This is a genomic window from Bacillus cereus group sp. MYBK5-2, from assembly GCF_051915685.1.
Taxonomy (GTDB): domain Bacteria; phylum Bacillota; class Bacilli; order Bacillales; family Bacillaceae_G; genus Bacillus_A; species Bacillus_A cereus.
Genome location: NZ_JBQAFE010000002.1, coordinates 223,379 through 239,329 on the forward strand (window position 1 = coordinate 223,379; position 15,951 = coordinate 239,329).

Sequence of the window (15,951 nt, forward strand, 5' to 3'; positions counted from 1 at the left end):
TCTCCACTAAAATTTATTTGGATTCCAACTTTCATTTACAGTTTTTAAATCTTTAGGTGTATCGACACTAGCCCAAAAGTCATTGTGTTCATAGACGGCGAGCTCATTGTCTTTTATTAAATTTCGAAGAGGATCTTCTTCTAGAACACAATCATCATTATTACTTAAATAATTGAATATTTCTTTGTTAAATACAAAAAAACCGCCATTAATTACTTCATCAAGTAATGGTTTTTCTTTAAAATCAATAGCAATTCCATCTTCGACCGCCAATAGGCCGTATTGACTATTTTTTTTAATTCCAGTTAATGTAGCAATTTTTCCTTTTTCTTTATGGAATGCTATTAGTTGATCAATATCTATATTGGCTAATCCGTCACCATAAGTTAATAAAAAGGTTTCACCCTGTACAAAGGATTCAAGTTTTTTTAGTCTTGCCCCGGTCATTGTATCAATTCCTGTATCTATAAAGTGTATATTCCAATTTTCTAATTTCTGAAGTAGCGTATATTGACTGGTTTTAAAATTCAAACTAAAGTCATTCTCTTTCCAGCTAAAGTCCATAAAATATTCCTTAATTTTCTCACCTTTATATCCTAAGGGTAAAATGAAATCAGAATGTCCATATTTTCTATACCAATTCATTATATGCAAGAGGAGAGGCTTTCCTTGAACTCGAACTAATGGTTTGGGAATGTCCTCTAAAATTCCTTGCATCCGAAGCCCTTTTCCGCCACACAAAATTATGACTTTCATAGATTTATTTCCTTCCTCTCTATATATTTTACTAATTTAAACTATGTAGTTTGTTTGGTAAATGTATACACGGTTGTACCATAATGACAATCAACTAAAAAAAATATGTTAGATTTATAATTCAGATGCTGATTAAACGTGGAGAATACACACTGTAGTTTATCATTAATTATATGTAAATTAGGTTCTTTTAAAATCTATGCTTTAGTTTATTTAATATTAATGAAAGAAATTGCTTGTTCTTAAGATAAAAGAAGGGGAAGGAAATCAAGGGAATTGAAGAAGCTTATAATGAAATATCCAAGAAGACAAAATATAAGATAAAGTATGGAAGTAAGTAGTCGTGAATGCACTACATAAGCAGAATATGCTGATCGCATAAATGATTATACAGAAATCAATAGAAGAATAACAAAGGGAATTAGCCATTTAAAGGAAAATGGAACAACTATTTTTACATTTTATAAATTCAAAAAAGAGCACCGCATAAAGGTGCTCTAGTGATGGAACTAATTTTGTAAAGAACTATTTATTCAATAAAGAAGGACTTACGAATTATTATATGAACGTTTTGTTAATTAAGTGTGTATCAATTAGACAGGAATTTTATTTTTCTACACCTATTTGATTTTACGGGCCAAATCATGTTAAAAGTAAGAAGAAAATTATTAAGTTAATGTTATTTTGTTTAAAATAACATCCCAATCGGAATCATCACCTTCCCATCTATCCTGATAACGTGGGAGTTCAATTGAACAAACCCTCGATATTCCCCAATTTTGTTCAACAATATTAGATATACCCTCCTTGAAATTAACAATAAGAATATTAAAATCCTTATTTGTAATTTTAGATAATACGTTTTGTAATTCAACCGCTTCATCTCGATTTCCCCAAATTCTAATGAATAAAATGGATTCACTACTATTTATTTTTTCAAGGAATCGATTAATTCTAGTGTCTAATTTAGCTTTAAAAGAAGGATAGGTTGATTTCAAATCCTTTTCGGAATTAATAGGAAAATCATGCATTGAAAAACAATTATAATAAGTGTCCTTTATACAGTAGGTAATTCGTTCTGCCCATTTAATTTGATTATCAAATTCTGATTCAATAAGACCGTAACTTTCTGAACCTTCTATAACCATATTTTCCAACTTCATGAATTTTTTAAATCGATTTTGAAGTAATCTGTTTACATCTGAAAGTGATGGATAATAAAACCAATCTAAAGGTCCAGAAAATGTTCTTAAATTGTGTCTTTTGATTTGGTTGGTGACTTGACACAATCCTCCTAAACTTACAATTACGCCATAGGATTTTTGTATATCTTCTAGGTTCATCCTCATCATCCTTTATAAAAGTAATTTAAATTATCTGTTCAGTATATGATGCAATAACATATTGATGTGGACCTATATATCACAGTACATAGAGCTAAGACATTTGTATAAATTTAAAAAGTCAAATACCTAAGTTGAGGGATTTCATCTTTGACGTTATATCATGGAGTTATTATTGGAATGAAAGCTGGTAGGGATATTGCGCCAGAGTTATATATTCTCCAGTAACTTAATTTAGAAACCTGTTCTTGATTACTGTAGTAAAATTGTTGTTCTTTTAAAAGAATCCTTAGATAAAAAAGAAAAATCTATTGGCTAGCATTTAACCAGTAGATTTTTCTTTTCATCTTCATAATTTTCCTGCCTCTCTTAAAGTTATGATATATAATCTTTTAAAGACTGACACGGTGCATTTTTTTTCATAATGCACGCAAAAAAATCAGTTTAAGAATTATGTGAAATCGTGTCAAAAAATTAAAGGTAATTATATATGTATTTAAGATGATATCCATCTGTGTGTATTTTTTAAATTTTTAGATAAATGCAATGATAATGGCTTCTTAAGAATTAATTTAGCACCTTGTTTATTTAGAAAAGCCCTATAAACCATTTAGTTCATAGTAAAAGTAATATATTTGATATTAAATGTCTTGCATAATGCGATAAAATTTCACAATTTTTTATCAATATATACAGAAAAAGGTAACGAAACTTAAGCGATATTTAATACTTTTCATATTTGTGAAGTATGTGAATTTGTTTATTTTAACATCTAAGATGTTAGATGTTGTTTTTTAAACATTACTTATCCGGATTCATGAAAAGTATTTTAATGCATTATTTTTATTTTATATAATAATATTTAATTTTAATATTAAAACTAAAATATGGAAGTAACATAGGGGATTTACGCATATAGTAATGTTGATGGTGAAATTAACAAAATTTTCATTTAAATCAGATAAAACTATGATGTTTTTAACTTATAATCATGTTACTACGATGAAAAAATGGCTACTAATTAGTTAATTTAAAAATCAATTTTAGATAGGAAGAGGATAATGAAGACCAGAGATAGTTATAAAATTATTGTAATTGGTGCTGGGACAGCAGGACTATCTTCTACTGCACATTTATTACGAAATGTACCCCTATTGAAAGAAAGTATAGCAATTATTGATCCATCAAAAAAACATTACTTTCAGCCACTATGGAGTTTAGTGGGGGGAGGAATTGTTTCAAAGGAAAGTACGATGCGTAATCAGGAATCGCTTATTCCAAAAGGGGCAACGTGGATCCCTAAAAGTGTTGTTGAGTTATTTCCATCTGAAAATAAGATACTTTTAGATGACGGACTGCTACTTGAGTATGAAATTCTTATTGTAGCAGCTGGTATCCAAATAAATTGGGACAGTATTAAAGGCTTAAAAGAGTCTATTGGCACTAATGGGGTATGTAGCAATTATTCTTATACATATGTTGATTCTACTTGGAGAGAAATCGAAAAATTTAAAGGAGGAAATGCGCTTTTTACCCACCCTAATACTCCTATTAAATGCGGTGGTGCTCCACAAAAAATTATGTACTTAGCAGAGGAGTATTTTTGTAATAGTGGTGTAAGAAACAGAAGTAAAGTAATATTTTATTCTGCAAACAATAACATATTTCAGGTTCCACGATATGCAAATACTTTAGAACAAGTACTAGAAAGAAAGCAAATTATAACGAATTATAATAAAAATCTAGTGGAAATTATCGCCGAAAAGAGAGAGGCAATTTTTGAAGATACGCAAACACTAAAAAGAGAAACCGTACCATATAGTATGATACATGTTGTTCCGCCAATGGGGCCACCTAATTTTATTAAAGAGAGTGAGATAAGTGATCATCAGGGGTGGGTAGATATAAGCCCTTATACTTTGCAGCATGTGCAATATAAAAATATTTTTGGACTTGGAGATTGTACCAATTTACCTACCTCTAAAACTGGAGCAGCAATTCGAAAACAAATACCCGTCTTAAAACAAAATATTATGGACGTACTTAGCGGAAGAGATTTACAGGCTAAATATGATGGATATACATCATGTCCGATTGTTACAGGATATAAAAGTCTTATACTTGCTGAATTTAACTATGAACATGAGCCTCAAGAAACGTTTCCATTTAATCAAGCGAAAGAACGGTATAGTATGTTTTTACTTAAAAGATATATGTTGCCATATATGTATTGGAATTTAATGTTGAAAGGGATTCTATAGGAGAAGATAAAAAGTGGTTACAAAAATTGAAAATTAATTTGAAATAACTAATTGGAGGGAATAGCTATGCTTTTAAAATATTTTTATGATGAAAAATTAGCACATGCTTCCTATTTAGTCGGTTGTCAGAAAGAAGGCGTAGCAATCGTTATTGATCCTAGTCGCTATATAGAACAATATATAGAATTTGCTAAGAAAGAGGGGATGGAAGTAATTGCTGCGGCTGAGACTCATATTCATGCTGATTTTCTTTCTGGGTCTAGAGAACTTTCTAATCTTTACCATGTAAATTTATATGTATCTGATGAAGGAGATTGTGATTGGAAATATCAATATCTTAACGAAGGTCGATACAAATTGGTTAGAGAGGGCACAGAGTTTAAAGTAGGTCATATAAAATTTAATGTAATTCACACCCCAGGGCATACGCCTGAAAGTATTTCTTTTTTAGTAACTGATACAAGTCAAAATAATTATACGAATGATAAACCGATAGGAATATTCACAGGTGATTTTATATTTGTAGGAGATATAGGAAGACCGGATTTATTAGAAACTGCAGTCGGTATTAAAGATACTGCAAAAATAGGAGCGAAACAATTATTTGATTCTATACAAAAAATAAAAATACTTCCTGATTATTTGCAAATATGGCCATCACATGGTGCGGGAAGCGCATGTGGAAAAGCATTAGGAGCAATTCCAACTTCTACATTAGGTTATGAAAAGATGTTCAATTGGGCATTTCGGTGTAATGAAGAAAGTGATTTTATATCGACTTTATTGACGGGACAGCCAGAGCCTCCAAAGTATTTTTCATTAATGAAGAATTTAAATAAGTATGGTCCGCCAATTCGTAAGAAGAGAAAAAGTACTGCTATTAATACAGTAGAAGAACTTCAAGAAATTTTGAAGAGCGTTTATCAAATAGTTGATATAAGGGATGTAGAGAGTTTTGCTGCAGGTCATATCGAGAAGTCAATTAACATACCTTATAACAATTCTTTCACAACTTGGTGTGGATGGTTATTAGATTATAAAAAAGAAACTTTAATAATTCTAGATGAGGAAAAGGTTAAAGTAGAGGCAGTTATTAGAGAATTTGAATCTATTGGGTTAGATAATATTATTGCTTTTGCACCCTTAAAAGTAATACAAAGACTTGATAGATTTGAAAGTTACAAAGAAAAAACATCGATTGAATTATATCCGCATATAAAAGGTGGAAGCGTTAAGGTTATCGATGTGCGTAGTAAAAAAGAGTGGGAGGAAGGACACCTTCATGATGCAATACATATCACTTTAGGTAATCTATTTGAACAACTAGATTATATACCGAAAGATTTTCCAATAGTTTTGCAATGTCGAACCGGATTACGTTCCGCTATAGCAGCTAGTATTTTACAAAGAGCTGGTATAAAGGAAGTAGTGAATTTAAAGGGAGGATTTCTTGCATGGAAAGAAGAAGGGCTTCCTTATACAACATGCAATCTCAATGTGTAGGAAAATATTATATGCTAGGTAAGAATAATTAAAAGAAGTTATAGATGACGTGTTAGAAAAGGGAATCATAATTGTCGCAGATTCAGGAAATACATTAGGATTATTAATTGATTATCCAGTTAAATATGAAAATGTAATATTTGTTTTAGCATTAAATAATTTAACATTGGATCCATCTTTTATGGAATGGCAGTGTTGGAAGTACTTAGGTATTATCAATAAGAACCCAATTTAAAATTCTCTTGGATGCAAGAGAATTTTTTTATTGGGAATAGTAAGGGGGAGGGGAGGTGCATTACATATGGGAAAAGGTAGAAGTAATAATGCTGGTAAAAAGCAACCAAATTTTGATGATTCATCTAATTTTGCTAAACAAAGCCAACCGACAGAAAAGAAGAAGAAATAAGAACAGGAGCTCTCTTGATAAAGGGAGCTCCTGTTAAAAGTGGACTGACGTTTCAGAATAACATATCGATGGATTAACCCAATAGCCATAAATACAAGGTTTTAATTTTTCGAAGGGCACCTAATTTAATATTATTGTCCCGCTTTTTTATACTTATTGACGCGTTAAATCCATTTAAAATGCTCCTTAATGGCGTTGGGCGTGACCTTCATTAAAATTTTTTAAACCTAATGGGACTTACCATTAAGAGGGCGAGGATTAAAGTAATCCATGCATTACTATATGAAAACAATGCCATACCAGCCAATGATAATCCTGCAGCTGGAATAGGTAATCCCTTAAAATATCCAATAGTTGGTTTAATACTAAATTTAGCTAATCTTAAAGCACCCATTGTTGGGAATAGGATAAATGCCAAAGAAGTTAAAATAGAAGGTGTTGCTATCGTATGAAATAAAAGCGCAGGAGCGACGCCGAAACTAACAATATCAGCTAAGGAATCCAATTCTACGCCAAACTCACTGTTCACTTTTAATTTTCTTGCAATTCTTCCATCAAGAAAATCTAAAACAGCTGAAAAGAAAATGAGAATGGAGGCTGCTCCTAAATATTCACTCATATTCAAGGTGATTGAGAAAACACCGCACAATAAATTTCCAATCGTAAATAAATTCGGTATAACTTTTACAAGCTGATTAAACAAGTTTGTTCCTCCTAAATTAATTAAACTTCACATTTCTGTAGCCATTTCTATATATTCTTCCGTTATTCTTAAAAATATATGACCACTGTATTACTGTAAGCTAATTAAATTTCGATAAGAGAAAAATTGATTTCTTAAATGTTCCACTGGTTTATAAAAATGTTTAATCATTTTCAGTACGCGTTATTGAATATTAGCACCTGATAGTTGATATTTCGAGTAGTCAGGGATTTTCCGGTTCTGGTGCAAAAAATTCAAGGTAATTAAAAATAATCTCTAAAAAGGAGACATAATGATACTATTATTTTAAAAAGGTTCGTGGTTGGTATCGAATATAAAAAAATAGAATTTTTATACAAAAATCACCCGAAAGGGTGCCTTTTGTACCTCTTAAAATGACTGAAGATGTGTTTACTTGAGTTCATTAGGTAGTTAGAGGTTGATAGACTATCTTTAACGAAAATGTTGAGTAGTTCATCTTCATTATATATCAATTTAATAATGATTGGGGATTTAGAAAGTTCCATGGAAAGTACATATCAACCTGATTGGAAGATTGGAAATTTAATAACTGGTGATACATTTTACTTAACGCAACATTTTGGTGCGCAAATGAAAATTTTTAAAGTCCACACAAATGGTACCCTAGAACGATTCCAAACAATAGAACCAGAATTAAAATAAAATTTTTGTAGCATCAATTAAATTCATTTCTTTTTATGCAAACACACTTTCAGCGGAACTAACTTCTTCACTATTTTGCGCTGGAAAGACTTTATAAAAAATGGTTACGTTTTCTGATCTTGAAATAACCCTCTCAAATTGCAATCCTGCTTTTTCTAAAAGCTTTACTGCATCAACAATAGAAGTAATTGCTACAAAAGTTTTTCAAATAAAATTTATAAAAGCTTGATAGGTAATACCAAGGGAAAAGACCGTAGCTACTATATGTGCAGTCCATTTAGGCATATTTAAATTTAATACGGTATTGTACAACATTCCATATACGATACAAATGATTAATATGAATGCAATGAATTGAAGAAATAATAAAAATAGCGGTTGTTCCATTTATTCTCACTTTCTTTATTTGATATATTAATATAATTTATTTAAATGTGAAAGTTTTATTTCTATGAATTTCCAAAAAATGTGATATGAAAGGCATAGTAGTAATCACAAGAATTACTGCAAAACTATAATGGAACTAAAAGTATTATGACGAGATCAGTAAAATAGTAAAGAAGGTCACCATTCACGGCGACCTTCTTTACTATGCGTTATACCCAAATAATTTTAAATCTTCTCCTGAATCTGAAATGATTTTCTCAAATCGTAATCCTACTTTTTCTAAAAGCTTTCCTGAGGCGATGTTATCTATAGAAGTAATTGCTACAATTCGTTTCATGCCGAGCTTTTGTACACCGTATTCGATTATCGCAGAAGCTGACTCGTAGCCATATCCTTTTGAACGGAATGTTTCTAAAAAGGCAAATCCGATATCAACGTCTTCTAATGAATCTCTTTTAATAAGGCCACACATACCAAGTGGAGTGAGATCTTCTTTTCGTTCTACTAAGTAAAGGCCAAATCCGAGTTTGTTATACATATCGATGGGACCGTTTACAATATAATTTTTTGCATCTTCTAAGTTTCTAACCCCTTTGTCACCGATAAACTGAATCCATGCAGGATCGTTTACTAACTCAAGAATAAAAGAAGCGTCTTTTATATCAAACCAACGAAGATTTAGACGTTCGGTTTCAAGAACTATCAATTATTACACCACCTTTAAAAAGTTATAACAATTAGTATGGATTGTGTAAAACAAAAGTGCAACATATTTTAATGGGGGTGTTTGTTCACATAAAGTTCGTTTGTTTTGTATAGAGAGATATTTTATAATTAGGATTGATTGTAAAGAGTGAGATACTTATACAATGACTCCTAGGTGACTAGGAGTTTTTACTATATAACTATCATTATTACTAAATATGACACACTACACATTCTACTCAAGGAGGTACATAATGAAGAAATTATATAATGCATCGTTTACGTATTTGATTATCGGTTTATTATCAGGGATTTTCGCTAGGGAGTATGGTAAGTATAAAGGGATTTTAGGATCTACTTTGTTAAATCTTTTGCATACACATACACTTGTACTTGGCTTTTTCTTCTTTTTAATTGCTTTAGGATTAGCAAAAGTATTCGCGTTTCATGAAGTGAAAGGGTTTAATAAGTGGTTTGTTTTACATAACATTGCATTAACATTAATGTTAGGTTCGCTAGCAGCGAGAGGGCTTCTTCAGTTAAATGGAGCTGACTTTAAAGGGTTAACTTATATTGTAGGGTTTTCTCATTCGTTGATGGCAGTTACTTTAATTTGGTTTATGTTGTTAGTAAAGAAATCGTTTAAAATGTAGTGAAAAAGAACTTGTAGCGTGTGCTGCGGGTTCTTTTTTGTATGTTCAGGTTAAAAAATCTTATTTTTCTAATTATTTTGTATAAAGATGGTATACTTGTTTTAAAATTAAAAAGGAGAGTTGATTATGGAAATAACAATTGAACATGTAGTAAATGAATTAAAAGGCATACTTCCTGAAGATCGAGTAGTAATAAATATGACAGTACGAGAGTTACATAGTAAAGATGAATCTTACCACGTTAGTAGTTTACCTGATGTAGTTGTTTTTCCAAAAACGACCGAAGAAGTTAGCGCGATAATGAAAATAGCGAGTCAGCACGGAACAGCTGTCGTTCCATTTGGAGTAGGGTCCAGTTTAGAGGGACATGTAATTCCTTACGAAAAAGGAATTACAATGGACTTTTCTCTTATGAACAAAATACTTGAAATAAGAGAAAAGGATTTTCTTGTGAGAGTACAGCCAGGGGTGACGCGCTCTCAGCTTAATAAAGAATTGAAAAAGTATGGATTATTTTTTAGTGTAGACCCAGGAGCTGATGCAACGTTAGGAGGAATGGCTGCTACAAATGCGAGCGGAACGACAGCGGTAAAGTATGGTGTAATGCGTGATCAAGTTCGAGATTTAGAAGTCGTTCTTGCTGATGGAGGAGTAATACATACCGGGAATTTAGCGGTGAAGTCATCATCAGGTTATCATTTAAATGGTATTTTCGTAGGATCAGAAGGAACACTTGGATGTTTCACGGAGTTAACTTTAAAAGTATACGGTATACCAGAACATGTTATGGCTGCGAGGGCATCGTTTCCAACTATAAATGATGCAGTAGAAGCTGTAATTAACATATTACAGGCAGGTATTCCAATCGCGAGAATTGAACTCGTTGATGAATTATCTATGAAACAAGTAAATCATTACAATGAAACAAGTTACAGAGAAGAACCGACACTGTTTTTAGAGTTTCACGGCAATGAAGCAGGGTTAAAGCAAGATATTGAATTTACGAAAGAAATCGTTCTTGATCATAAATGTATAAAAATTGCGTTTGAGATGGAAACAGCAGCGAGAAATAAACTGTGGGATGCAAGACATAACTTAGCGTACTCTTACGTGCATAGTTATCCTGGTAAAAAGCTAATGAGTACAGACGTATGTGTGCCGATTTCGGAATTAGCTGGCGCAATTCAACATGCGAAAGAGGTATTAGATAAAGTAGGCCTTATTGGTGGTATTCTCGGTCATGTTGGGGATGGGAATTTCCATGTACTCTTAATGATTGACGCAAATGATAAAGAGGAAGTAAAGAAGGCAGACGAAATAAACGAAAGTATCGTTTTGTATGCTCTTAAACGAGGAGGAACGTGTACAGGAGAACATGGCGTTGGAATCGGAAAACGAAAGTATCAAGAAGAAGAACATGGGGCGGCATTATTTGTAATGGAGAAAATAAAGAAAGCTCTTGATCCGCAAAATATTTTGAATCCGAATAAGGTATTTCAATTAAAAGATAGGGGCTGAGTGGATGAAAGTACTAGAAGCGATAAGTAATATAGCTGGAAAGTATTTTGCATTTTGGACCGGCTGCTGCACTCCCAAGTGTATTAGCGGCAGTATGGCATAACATTGCAGGGCCAATATTAGCAACCATCTGGTCAAAAAATGCAAAGAACACTTTCAGCGATGAAAATGTATCAATAAATATAGAAAAATAGGAATGATAAATAATGCAAAAACGTATTGTACATTTTGAAGGAATGGTTGTATTTTTAGCCACGATTTATATGTATTCAATATATGAGTTTAGTTGGATTATATTTTTTGTATTCCTTTTAGCGCCGGATTTATCCATGTTAGCGTATGGGATCAATAATCACGTTGGTGCGAAAATATATAACGTATGTCATACATATATCATATCCATATTAATTGTTCTAATAGGTGTCTATTTTAAGATAGATACCGTTATAATGATTGGCTTAATATGGACAGCACATATTGGAATGGATCGAATGTTTGGATATGGATTGAAATATGAGACGGATTTTAAGGATACTCATATTCAAAGATTATAATTGCTTTTGAGGAGAGGGATACGTTGAAACAGAGAATTACTATCGAAGAATATAACATCAAATGGGAAAGTGAATTTAATAAGCTACAAACTCTCATTAACGATGTGATGGAAGACAGCATTTTATCCATTGAACATGTTGGGAGTACATCTGTTAAAGGGCTTGCATCAAAACCAATACTAGATATTGATGTTGTAATAGAAGAGTACGAAATTTTTCATGAGGTAGTAAAAAAACTTGAGAAGATAGGGTACTATCATCAGTTAGAATGGAGCTTTAAAGGAAGAGAGGCATTTGGAAGAAAGGATATGTTCGTTCCATGGAACGAGGGAAATACAGTTTGGATGGAACATCATTTATATGTGTGTGATAAAAATAGTGAAGAGTTGAGAAGGCATATAGCGTTTCGAGATTACCTTCGTGAACATACTGAAGTAGCTAATGAGTATGGAAACTTGAAGGAAGAGTTAGCAAGAGAGTCGAAAAATCGATCTAGTTATATTGAGGATAAGACCGTATTTATTACAAATATATTAGAAAAAATAAACTAAGGTAGCATGGAATACATGCTGCCTATTGTTTTGAAATAGAAAGCTGCCATTATAAAACAAATACAAACTGGCCCTGTTGATTGATGCGGTTACTAAATATAATAGGAAATAAAATAGAAAAGAGCGGAAAAGAGGGAGCTTATGTACATACCAAAATATTTCGTAATACAAGATGAAGAGATGAAGTACGAAATAATGGAACAAAATAGCTTTGCGACATTATTTTCTCAACATAACGGAGAACCATATGCAACGCACTTGCCGTTGTTATTAAATAGGGAGACCCTTACTTTACATGGTCACTTCGCACGGCCGAATGAACAGTGGAAAGATATTGGGACTCAGCAAGTACTAGCTATATTTCAAGGACCACATAGTTACATCTCTCCGTTATGGTATGAAACAAACAATGCAGTACCAACATGGAATTACGTTGCAGTGCATGTATATGGTGAATTAGAAATTGTTGAGGATGAACAGGAATTAATTGACTCTCTTCAAGAATTAGTACATACATATGAAGATTCAAAGAGCACGTACTCATTAAACGATGTAGATCCGAATTATATGGCAGGATTAAGTAAGGGAATAGTTGGATTCAAAATAAAGATAAATAAAATAGAAGGAAAAGCGAAGTTAAGTCAAAATCATTCTGTAGAGAGACGGAATTTAGTTGTGGAGAAACTTGAGAAAGTTGGTAGTGAGGAGAGTAAGAGGATTGCGGAGTTGATGAGAAAATAAAGCCTACATCAAAGAGAAATATTCTAAATAAGCGTATTTAAAAAGACCTTCTTAATTGAAGGTCTTTCATTTTTTAAAGTGCTTTTTCAGTTGTTGTTGAGTTGTAGTCTTTACTTACGTCAACGGATTGAACAAGGTCAGGTCTTTGTGGTGCAGGGGTGTCCCCAATGTTTAATGCTACATATCCTAACTGTGTTTTCGGTGTTTCTGAGGTGAAGCTTAACCCAAGAGTTGTGATGCTAATAACAGCTAAGCCAATGATGCTCAATTTAATCTTTTTCATTATATCAAAGCTCCCTTTTCTTCATGTTTTTTTCTTGCTTGATTGGCCATGTAAAAGTATTGACTAGCTTTTACATGGTCTTCTTTTTCATAAAACATATTTGCTAGAACATCAGTGTACTCTTGTATACATTCCCAAAGGTTTTCTGTTTTAAAGTAAGAAATTCCTTCCAAAATTATCATTTCTAAATCATTTATAGAAGTTTTATTATTTAGTTCTCTTAAAATCATGAAACGATATTGAAACTCTTTGTTTTCTAGTTTATTTGAGATGTTTAATCCTTTTTTTATAAGTTCTTTAGCCTGGGTATATTCTCCAAGCTTGTAGTATTCACGTGCTTCAACAAAAAGTGCTTTAAAGTGATTTGGTTGCTTAGTTGTAACCTCTGAAATATGACGCATTGCTAACTCTGAAAGGTTTTGACTTGCATATAGCCAAGCTAAATTATGTCGTACTCTTAATGATAAAGTCTCCTCTGAATACTTCTGTAGAATATTTAATGCTGAATCAAGTCTAATTTCAGCTTGTTCAAACTGTTTTAAATCAATACAAGATAAACCAAAGATGTTATCACACAAAGCAACATTAATTTCACAGTTTATATGTTTTGAAAAAATCGCTTTAGCTTCATTTGTAGATTGGATTGCTACTAGTGGTTGATATGTTTGATAATAATAGGCAGCTAAGCGGTAGTTAAATTCAGCATTCTCTAGTTCGTCAGATACGTGTATTAGCAGCTTTTTAGCGTTCTCGAAAAGGTGTTTTGCTGCATTGTAGTTTCCAATAATTGTATTGTGAATAGCCTTAAAAAAATGATAATAATAAGAAAATAGCCCATTCTCTGGAAGTGGGAAAGAATCAATTTTATTAAAATCATCTTTATTAATATTTAAACCATCTGTTAAAATTTTGTATCTGAAATTAAAAAGTGAATAATACAATTGTAGGTTTGTATCTTCTTCTGAATTAGAGATGGTATTTTCAATATCTTTTTTTATTTTTGTTGCATGGGTAGTTTGATGCTGTAACATAGCTCTATACCAGTCATTAAATAATTTTGTAATTTGTTCATTACCTTGTAGTTGAACGCTCATGAAATCCCCTCACTTTTTGAATATTCTTATAAAATATAGTATCAAAAATAAAAATATTTAGAAATGATGTTTTATATTTCTCAATATTTGTTTAACAAGCTTACGAGTAAGTCTATTGGAATAGTGTAGAATTTGTTTTGGATTAAAGAAATGGCATCGGGGGATGTGCATTTTAAAGTTTTAGTTGAGTGGGGGGATATAAAAAGGTGCGTTCACACAAATTATATGAACGCACCTTTTTACATATTAAACAATCAAGTCCCACAAAAAGTACGATAAGGGCGATTCGTCGGTGTAGGCGGAATGCAGTATTCTTCTTGATCTGTAGAATACGCATAAGGGTTTGATAAAGCTTCAAGAAGTTGCTCCATTACGCTATAGTCGTCATTTGTAACAGCTGCTTCTAGTGCTTCTTCTACACGGTGGTTCCTCGGGATGATTGATGGGTTATTATTTTTCATCATCTCGTAGGCGTTTTCTTTTGATTGTTCTTGTCTTTCTAATCGAGATTGCCACAGTTTGTACCATTCTTTAAATTCAGGACTTTCAAATAGAGCTGTATTTTCGATAGCATCAAGAGTTAATGAACGGAATGTATTTGTGTAATCCGCTTTATATTTCTCCATCATTTTTAAAAGTTGCTCAATAAGTGATTGATCTTGTTCTTCGTTGCTAAATAGTCCTAATTTCTTTTTCATTCCAAGGAACCACTGTTTTTCATACTGTACGCTAAATTTCGAAATTTCGTCTTGAGCGATTTTTAATGCTTCTTCTTCATCTTCGTGCAGAATTGGTATTAAAGATTCAGCTAGTCGTGCTAGATCCCATGCGGCCATATATGGTTGATTTCCATATGCATAACGACCTTGTGTGTCAATAGAGCTAAATACAGTTCCTTGGTCGTAATTGTCCATAAATGCACAAGGACCGTAATCAATTGTTTCGCCACTGATCGTTATATTGTCAGTGTTCATTACGCCGTGAATAAATCCAACAAGTTGCCATTTTGCGATAAGACTGGCTTGTCTTTTAATGACTTCTTGTAGTAATGCAGTATATCGGTTTTCATGAGATTCAATTTCTGGGTAATGCCTTTTTATCGTATAGTCAGCTAGTGATTTCAGGTCCTCTATTGAACCACGAGCTGCAGCATATTGAAATGTACCGACGCGAATATGGCTACTAGCTACTCTAGTTAAAATTGCTCCAGGTAACTTTGTTTCACGATAGGTTGGTTCACCGGTTGTGACAACTGCTAAACTGCGGGTAGTTGGAATATCGAGTGCATACATTGCTTCGCTAATAATATATTCACGTAGCATCGGACCGAGTGCAGCACGGCCATCTCCTCGGCGTGAATAGGGAGTAGGCCCAGAACCTTTCAGTTGAATATCGAAACGCTCACCTGAAGGAGTAATTTGTTCGCCAATTAAAAGAGCACGACCGTCGCCTAACATATTAAAATGTCCGAATTGATGGCCAGCATATGCTTGAGCTAATGGATGAGCTCCTTCTGGGAGTGCATTACCAGCGAAAATAGCAATTTCAGCTTCCTTTTTCAGTTCTTCAGGGGTCAAGCCAAGAGATATCGCTAATGAATGGTTTAGTTTAACTAACTCCGGTGAACTTACGGGAGTAGGGGGGATTTCTGTATAAAATGATTGTGGTAAAGTCGTATAACTATTATCTAAATTCCAACCTGTTTCATTATTTTTAGTCATTGTATCTCCTCCTTTTTGTATTTTAAATTATGTATTTGTACGTATATATTCTTTGTAAAGTTAACTAAAAGTATAATATAATATTTCC

Annotated in this window: 17 protein-coding genes and 1 pseudogene; 10 read left to right on the forward strand and 8 right to left on the reverse strand. The window is 32.6% G+C overall.

Going from position 1 to position 15,951, the window contains the following annotated elements; translation table 11 throughout:
- Positions 1–6: 6 nt before the first annotated feature.
- Positions 7–756 carry a sugar phosphate nucleotidyltransferase gene (locus ACTFP3_RS09385; RefSeq protein ID WP_000864434.1) on the reverse strand — a complete coding sequence of 250 codons (750 nt, stop codon included), beginning with the start codon at positions 754–756 and terminating at the stop codon, positions 7–9.
- A gap of 668 nt (positions 757–1,424) precedes the next feature.
- Positions 1,425–2,099, reverse strand: a complete 675-nt coding sequence (locus tag ACTFP3_RS09390; RefSeq protein WP_001047153.1) for a papain-like cysteine peptidase — start codon at positions 2,097–2,099, stop codon at positions 1,425–1,427.
- Positions 2,100–3,160: 1,061 nt separating this feature from the next.
- On the opposite strand from ACTFP3_RS09390, the gene ACTFP3_RS09395 reads away from it, so the two are divergent.
- From ACTFP3_RS09395 to ACTFP3_RS09405, 3 genes are all read left to right on the forward strand, one after another.
- On the forward strand, positions 3,161–4,360 hold the full coding sequence (locus tag ACTFP3_RS09395) for an FAD/NAD(P)-binding oxidoreductase (RefSeq protein ID WP_000857313.1): 1,200 nt from the start codon (positions 3,161–3,163) through the stop codon (positions 4,358–4,360).
- Between the two features lie 66 nt (positions 4,361–4,426).
- Positions 4,427–5,863: an MBL fold metallo-hydrolase gene (locus ACTFP3_RS09400; protein ID WP_000925326.1), complete on the forward strand. Its 1,437-nt coding sequence runs from the start codon at positions 4,427–4,429 to the stop codon at positions 5,861–5,863.
- A gap of 49 nt (positions 5,864–5,912) precedes the next feature.
- Positions 5,913–6,098: a hypothetical protein gene (locus ACTFP3_RS09405; protein WP_000890300.1), complete on the forward strand. Its 186-nt coding sequence runs from the start codon at positions 5,913–5,915 to the stop codon at positions 6,096–6,098.
- A 382-nt stretch (positions 6,099–6,480) separates the two neighbouring features.
- Here the strand turns inward: ACTFP3_RS09405 and pssA are convergent, their stop codons facing one another.
- Positions 6,481–6,972, reverse strand: coding sequence for a CDP-diacylglycerol--serine O-phosphatidyltransferase (gene pssA / locus ACTFP3_RS09410; RefSeq protein ID WP_000483080.1), 492 nt, complete (start codon positions 6,970–6,972; stop codon positions 6,481–6,483).
- Positions 6,973–7,473: 501 nt separating this feature from the next.
- Here pssA and ACTFP3_RS09415 point away from each other — a divergent pair.
- Complete coding sequence (locus ACTFP3_RS09415) at positions 7,474–7,656, forward strand: DUF5065 family protein (RefSeq protein ID WP_002000399.1); 183 nt, start codon at positions 7,474–7,476, stop codon at positions 7,654–7,656.
- Between the two features lie 204 nt (positions 7,657–7,860).
- Here ACTFP3_RS09415 and ACTFP3_RS09420 read toward each other — a convergent pair whose 3' ends face one another.
- Both ACTFP3_RS09420 and ACTFP3_RS09425 read right to left on the reverse strand, forming a co-directional pair.
- Positions 7,861–8,043, reverse strand: coding sequence for a hypothetical protein (locus ACTFP3_RS09420; RefSeq protein ID WP_440010176.1), 183 nt, complete (start codon positions 8,041–8,043; stop codon positions 7,861–7,863).
- 202 nt (positions 8,044–8,245) lie between these two features.
- Entirely contained in the window at positions 8,246–8,749 is a 504-nt protein-coding gene (locus tag ACTFP3_RS09425; RefSeq protein ID WP_000636213.1) for a GNAT family N-acetyltransferase, read from the reverse strand.
- 253 nt (positions 8,750–9,002) lie between these two features.
- Between ACTFP3_RS09425 and ACTFP3_RS09430 the strand changes: the two genes are divergently transcribed.
- The 6 genes and pseudogenes from ACTFP3_RS09430 to ACTFP3_RS09455 all read left to right on the forward strand — a co-directional run bounded on the left by ACTFP3_RS09430 (position 9,003) and on the right by ACTFP3_RS09455 (position 12,765).
- On the forward strand, positions 9,003–9,401 hold the full coding sequence (locus ACTFP3_RS09430) for a DUF2871 family protein (RefSeq protein ID WP_000737893.1): 399 nt from the start codon (positions 9,003–9,005) through the stop codon (positions 9,399–9,401).
- Between the two features lie 126 nt (positions 9,402–9,527).
- Positions 9,528–10,919: an FAD-binding oxidoreductase gene (locus tag ACTFP3_RS09435; protein ID WP_000406583.1), complete on the forward strand. Its 1,392-nt coding sequence runs from the start codon at positions 9,528–9,530 to the stop codon at positions 10,917–10,919.
- A gap of 50 nt (positions 10,920–10,969) precedes the next feature.
- A pseudogene (locus ACTFP3_RS09440) lies at positions 10,970–11,113 on the forward strand (bile acid:sodium symporter family protein); the annotation flags it as partial.
- A 12-nt stretch (positions 11,114–11,125) separates the two neighbouring features.
- Positions 11,126–11,473 (forward strand): DUF4260 domain-containing protein, encoded by a 348-nt coding sequence (locus tag ACTFP3_RS09445; protein WP_001172063.1) that lies wholly within the window; start codon positions 11,126–11,128, stop codon positions 11,471–11,473.
- A 23-nt stretch (positions 11,474–11,496) separates the two neighbouring features.
- Positions 11,497–12,024 carry a GrpB family protein gene (locus ACTFP3_RS09450; RefSeq protein ID WP_440010180.1) on the forward strand — a complete coding sequence of 176 codons (528 nt, stop codon included), beginning with the start codon at positions 11,497–11,499 and terminating at the stop codon, positions 12,022–12,024.
- A gap of 141 nt (positions 12,025–12,165) precedes the next feature.
- Positions 12,166–12,765, forward strand: a complete 600-nt coding sequence (locus tag ACTFP3_RS09455) for an FMN-binding negative transcriptional regulator (protein ID WP_000275839.1) — start codon at positions 12,166–12,168, stop codon at positions 12,763–12,765.
- Positions 12,766–12,838: 73 nt separating this feature from the next.
- Here the strand turns inward: ACTFP3_RS09455 and ACTFP3_RS09460 are convergent, their stop codons facing one another.
- From ACTFP3_RS09460 to ACTFP3_RS09470, 3 genes are all read right to left on the reverse strand, one after another.
- Complete coding sequence (locus ACTFP3_RS09460; protein ID WP_000721431.1) at positions 12,839–13,048, reverse strand: hypothetical protein; 210 nt, start codon at positions 13,046–13,048, stop codon at positions 12,839–12,841.
- Complete coding sequence (locus ACTFP3_RS09465; RefSeq protein WP_440010182.1) at positions 13,048–14,142, reverse strand: hypothetical protein; 1,095 nt, start codon at positions 14,140–14,142, stop codon at positions 13,048–13,050. Before ACTFP3_RS09465 ends, ACTFP3_RS09460 begins: the two co-directional genes overlap by 1 nt.
- A 254-nt stretch (positions 14,143–14,396) precedes the next feature.
- A complete protein-coding gene (locus ACTFP3_RS09470; protein ID WP_098212543.1) occupies positions 14,397–15,863 on the reverse strand; it encodes a protein adenylyltransferase SelO in 1,467 nt (488 codons plus the stop codon).
- Between the last annotated feature and the right edge of the window lie 88 nt (positions 15,864–15,951).

What these genes read in the sequence shown, in the direction of transcription:
- ACTFP3_RS09460 (WP_000721431.1), bottom strand. Translation starts at nt 13,048, where the DNA reads ATGAAAAAGATTAAATTGAGCATCATTGGCTTAGCTGTTATTAGCATC.
- ACTFP3_RS09445 (WP_001172063.1), top strand. Translation starts at nt 11,126, where the DNA reads ATGCAAAAACGTATTGTACATTTTGAAGGAATGGTTGTATTTTTAGCC.
- ACTFP3_RS09415 (WP_002000399.1), top strand. Translation starts at nt 7,474, where the DNA reads ATGATTGGGGATTTAGAAAGTTCCATGGAAAGTACATATCAACCTGAT.
- ACTFP3_RS09465 (WP_440010182.1), bottom strand. Translation starts at nt 14,142, where the DNA reads ATGAGCGTTCAACTACAAGGTAATGAACAAATTACAAAATTATTTAAT.
- ACTFP3_RS09400 (WP_000925326.1), top strand. Translation starts at nt 4,427, where the DNA reads ATGCTTTTAAAATATTTTTATGATGAAAAATTAGCACATGCTTCCTAT.
- ACTFP3_RS09385 (WP_000864434.1), bottom strand. Translation starts at nt 756, where the DNA reads ATGAAAGTCATAATTTTGTGTGGCGGAAAAGGGCTTCGGATGCAAGGA.
- ACTFP3_RS09455 (WP_000275839.1), top strand. Translation starts at nt 12,166, where the DNA reads ATGTACATACCAAAATATTTCGTAATACAAGATGAAGAGATGAAGTAC.
- ACTFP3_RS09470 (WP_098212543.1), bottom strand. Translation starts at nt 15,863, where the DNA reads ATGACTAAAAATAATGAAACAGGTTGGAATTTAGATAATAGTTATACG.
- ACTFP3_RS09420 (WP_440010176.1), bottom strand. Translation starts at nt 8,043, where the DNA reads ATGGAACAACCGCTATTTTTATTATTTCTTCAATTCATTGCATTCATA.
- ACTFP3_RS09390 (WP_001047153.1), bottom strand. Translation starts at nt 2,099, where the DNA reads ATGAACCTAGAAGATATACAAAAATCCTATGGCGTAATTGTAAGTTTA.
- ACTFP3_RS09430 (WP_000737893.1), top strand. Translation starts at nt 9,003, where the DNA reads ATGAAGAAATTATATAATGCATCGTTTACGTATTTGATTATCGGTTTA.
- ACTFP3_RS09435 (WP_000406583.1), top strand. Translation starts at nt 9,528, where the DNA reads ATGGAAATAACAATTGAACATGTAGTAAATGAATTAAAAGGCATACTT.
- ACTFP3_RS09395 (WP_000857313.1), top strand. Translation starts at nt 3,161, where the DNA reads ATGAAGACCAGAGATAGTTATAAAATTATTGTAATTGGTGCTGGGACA.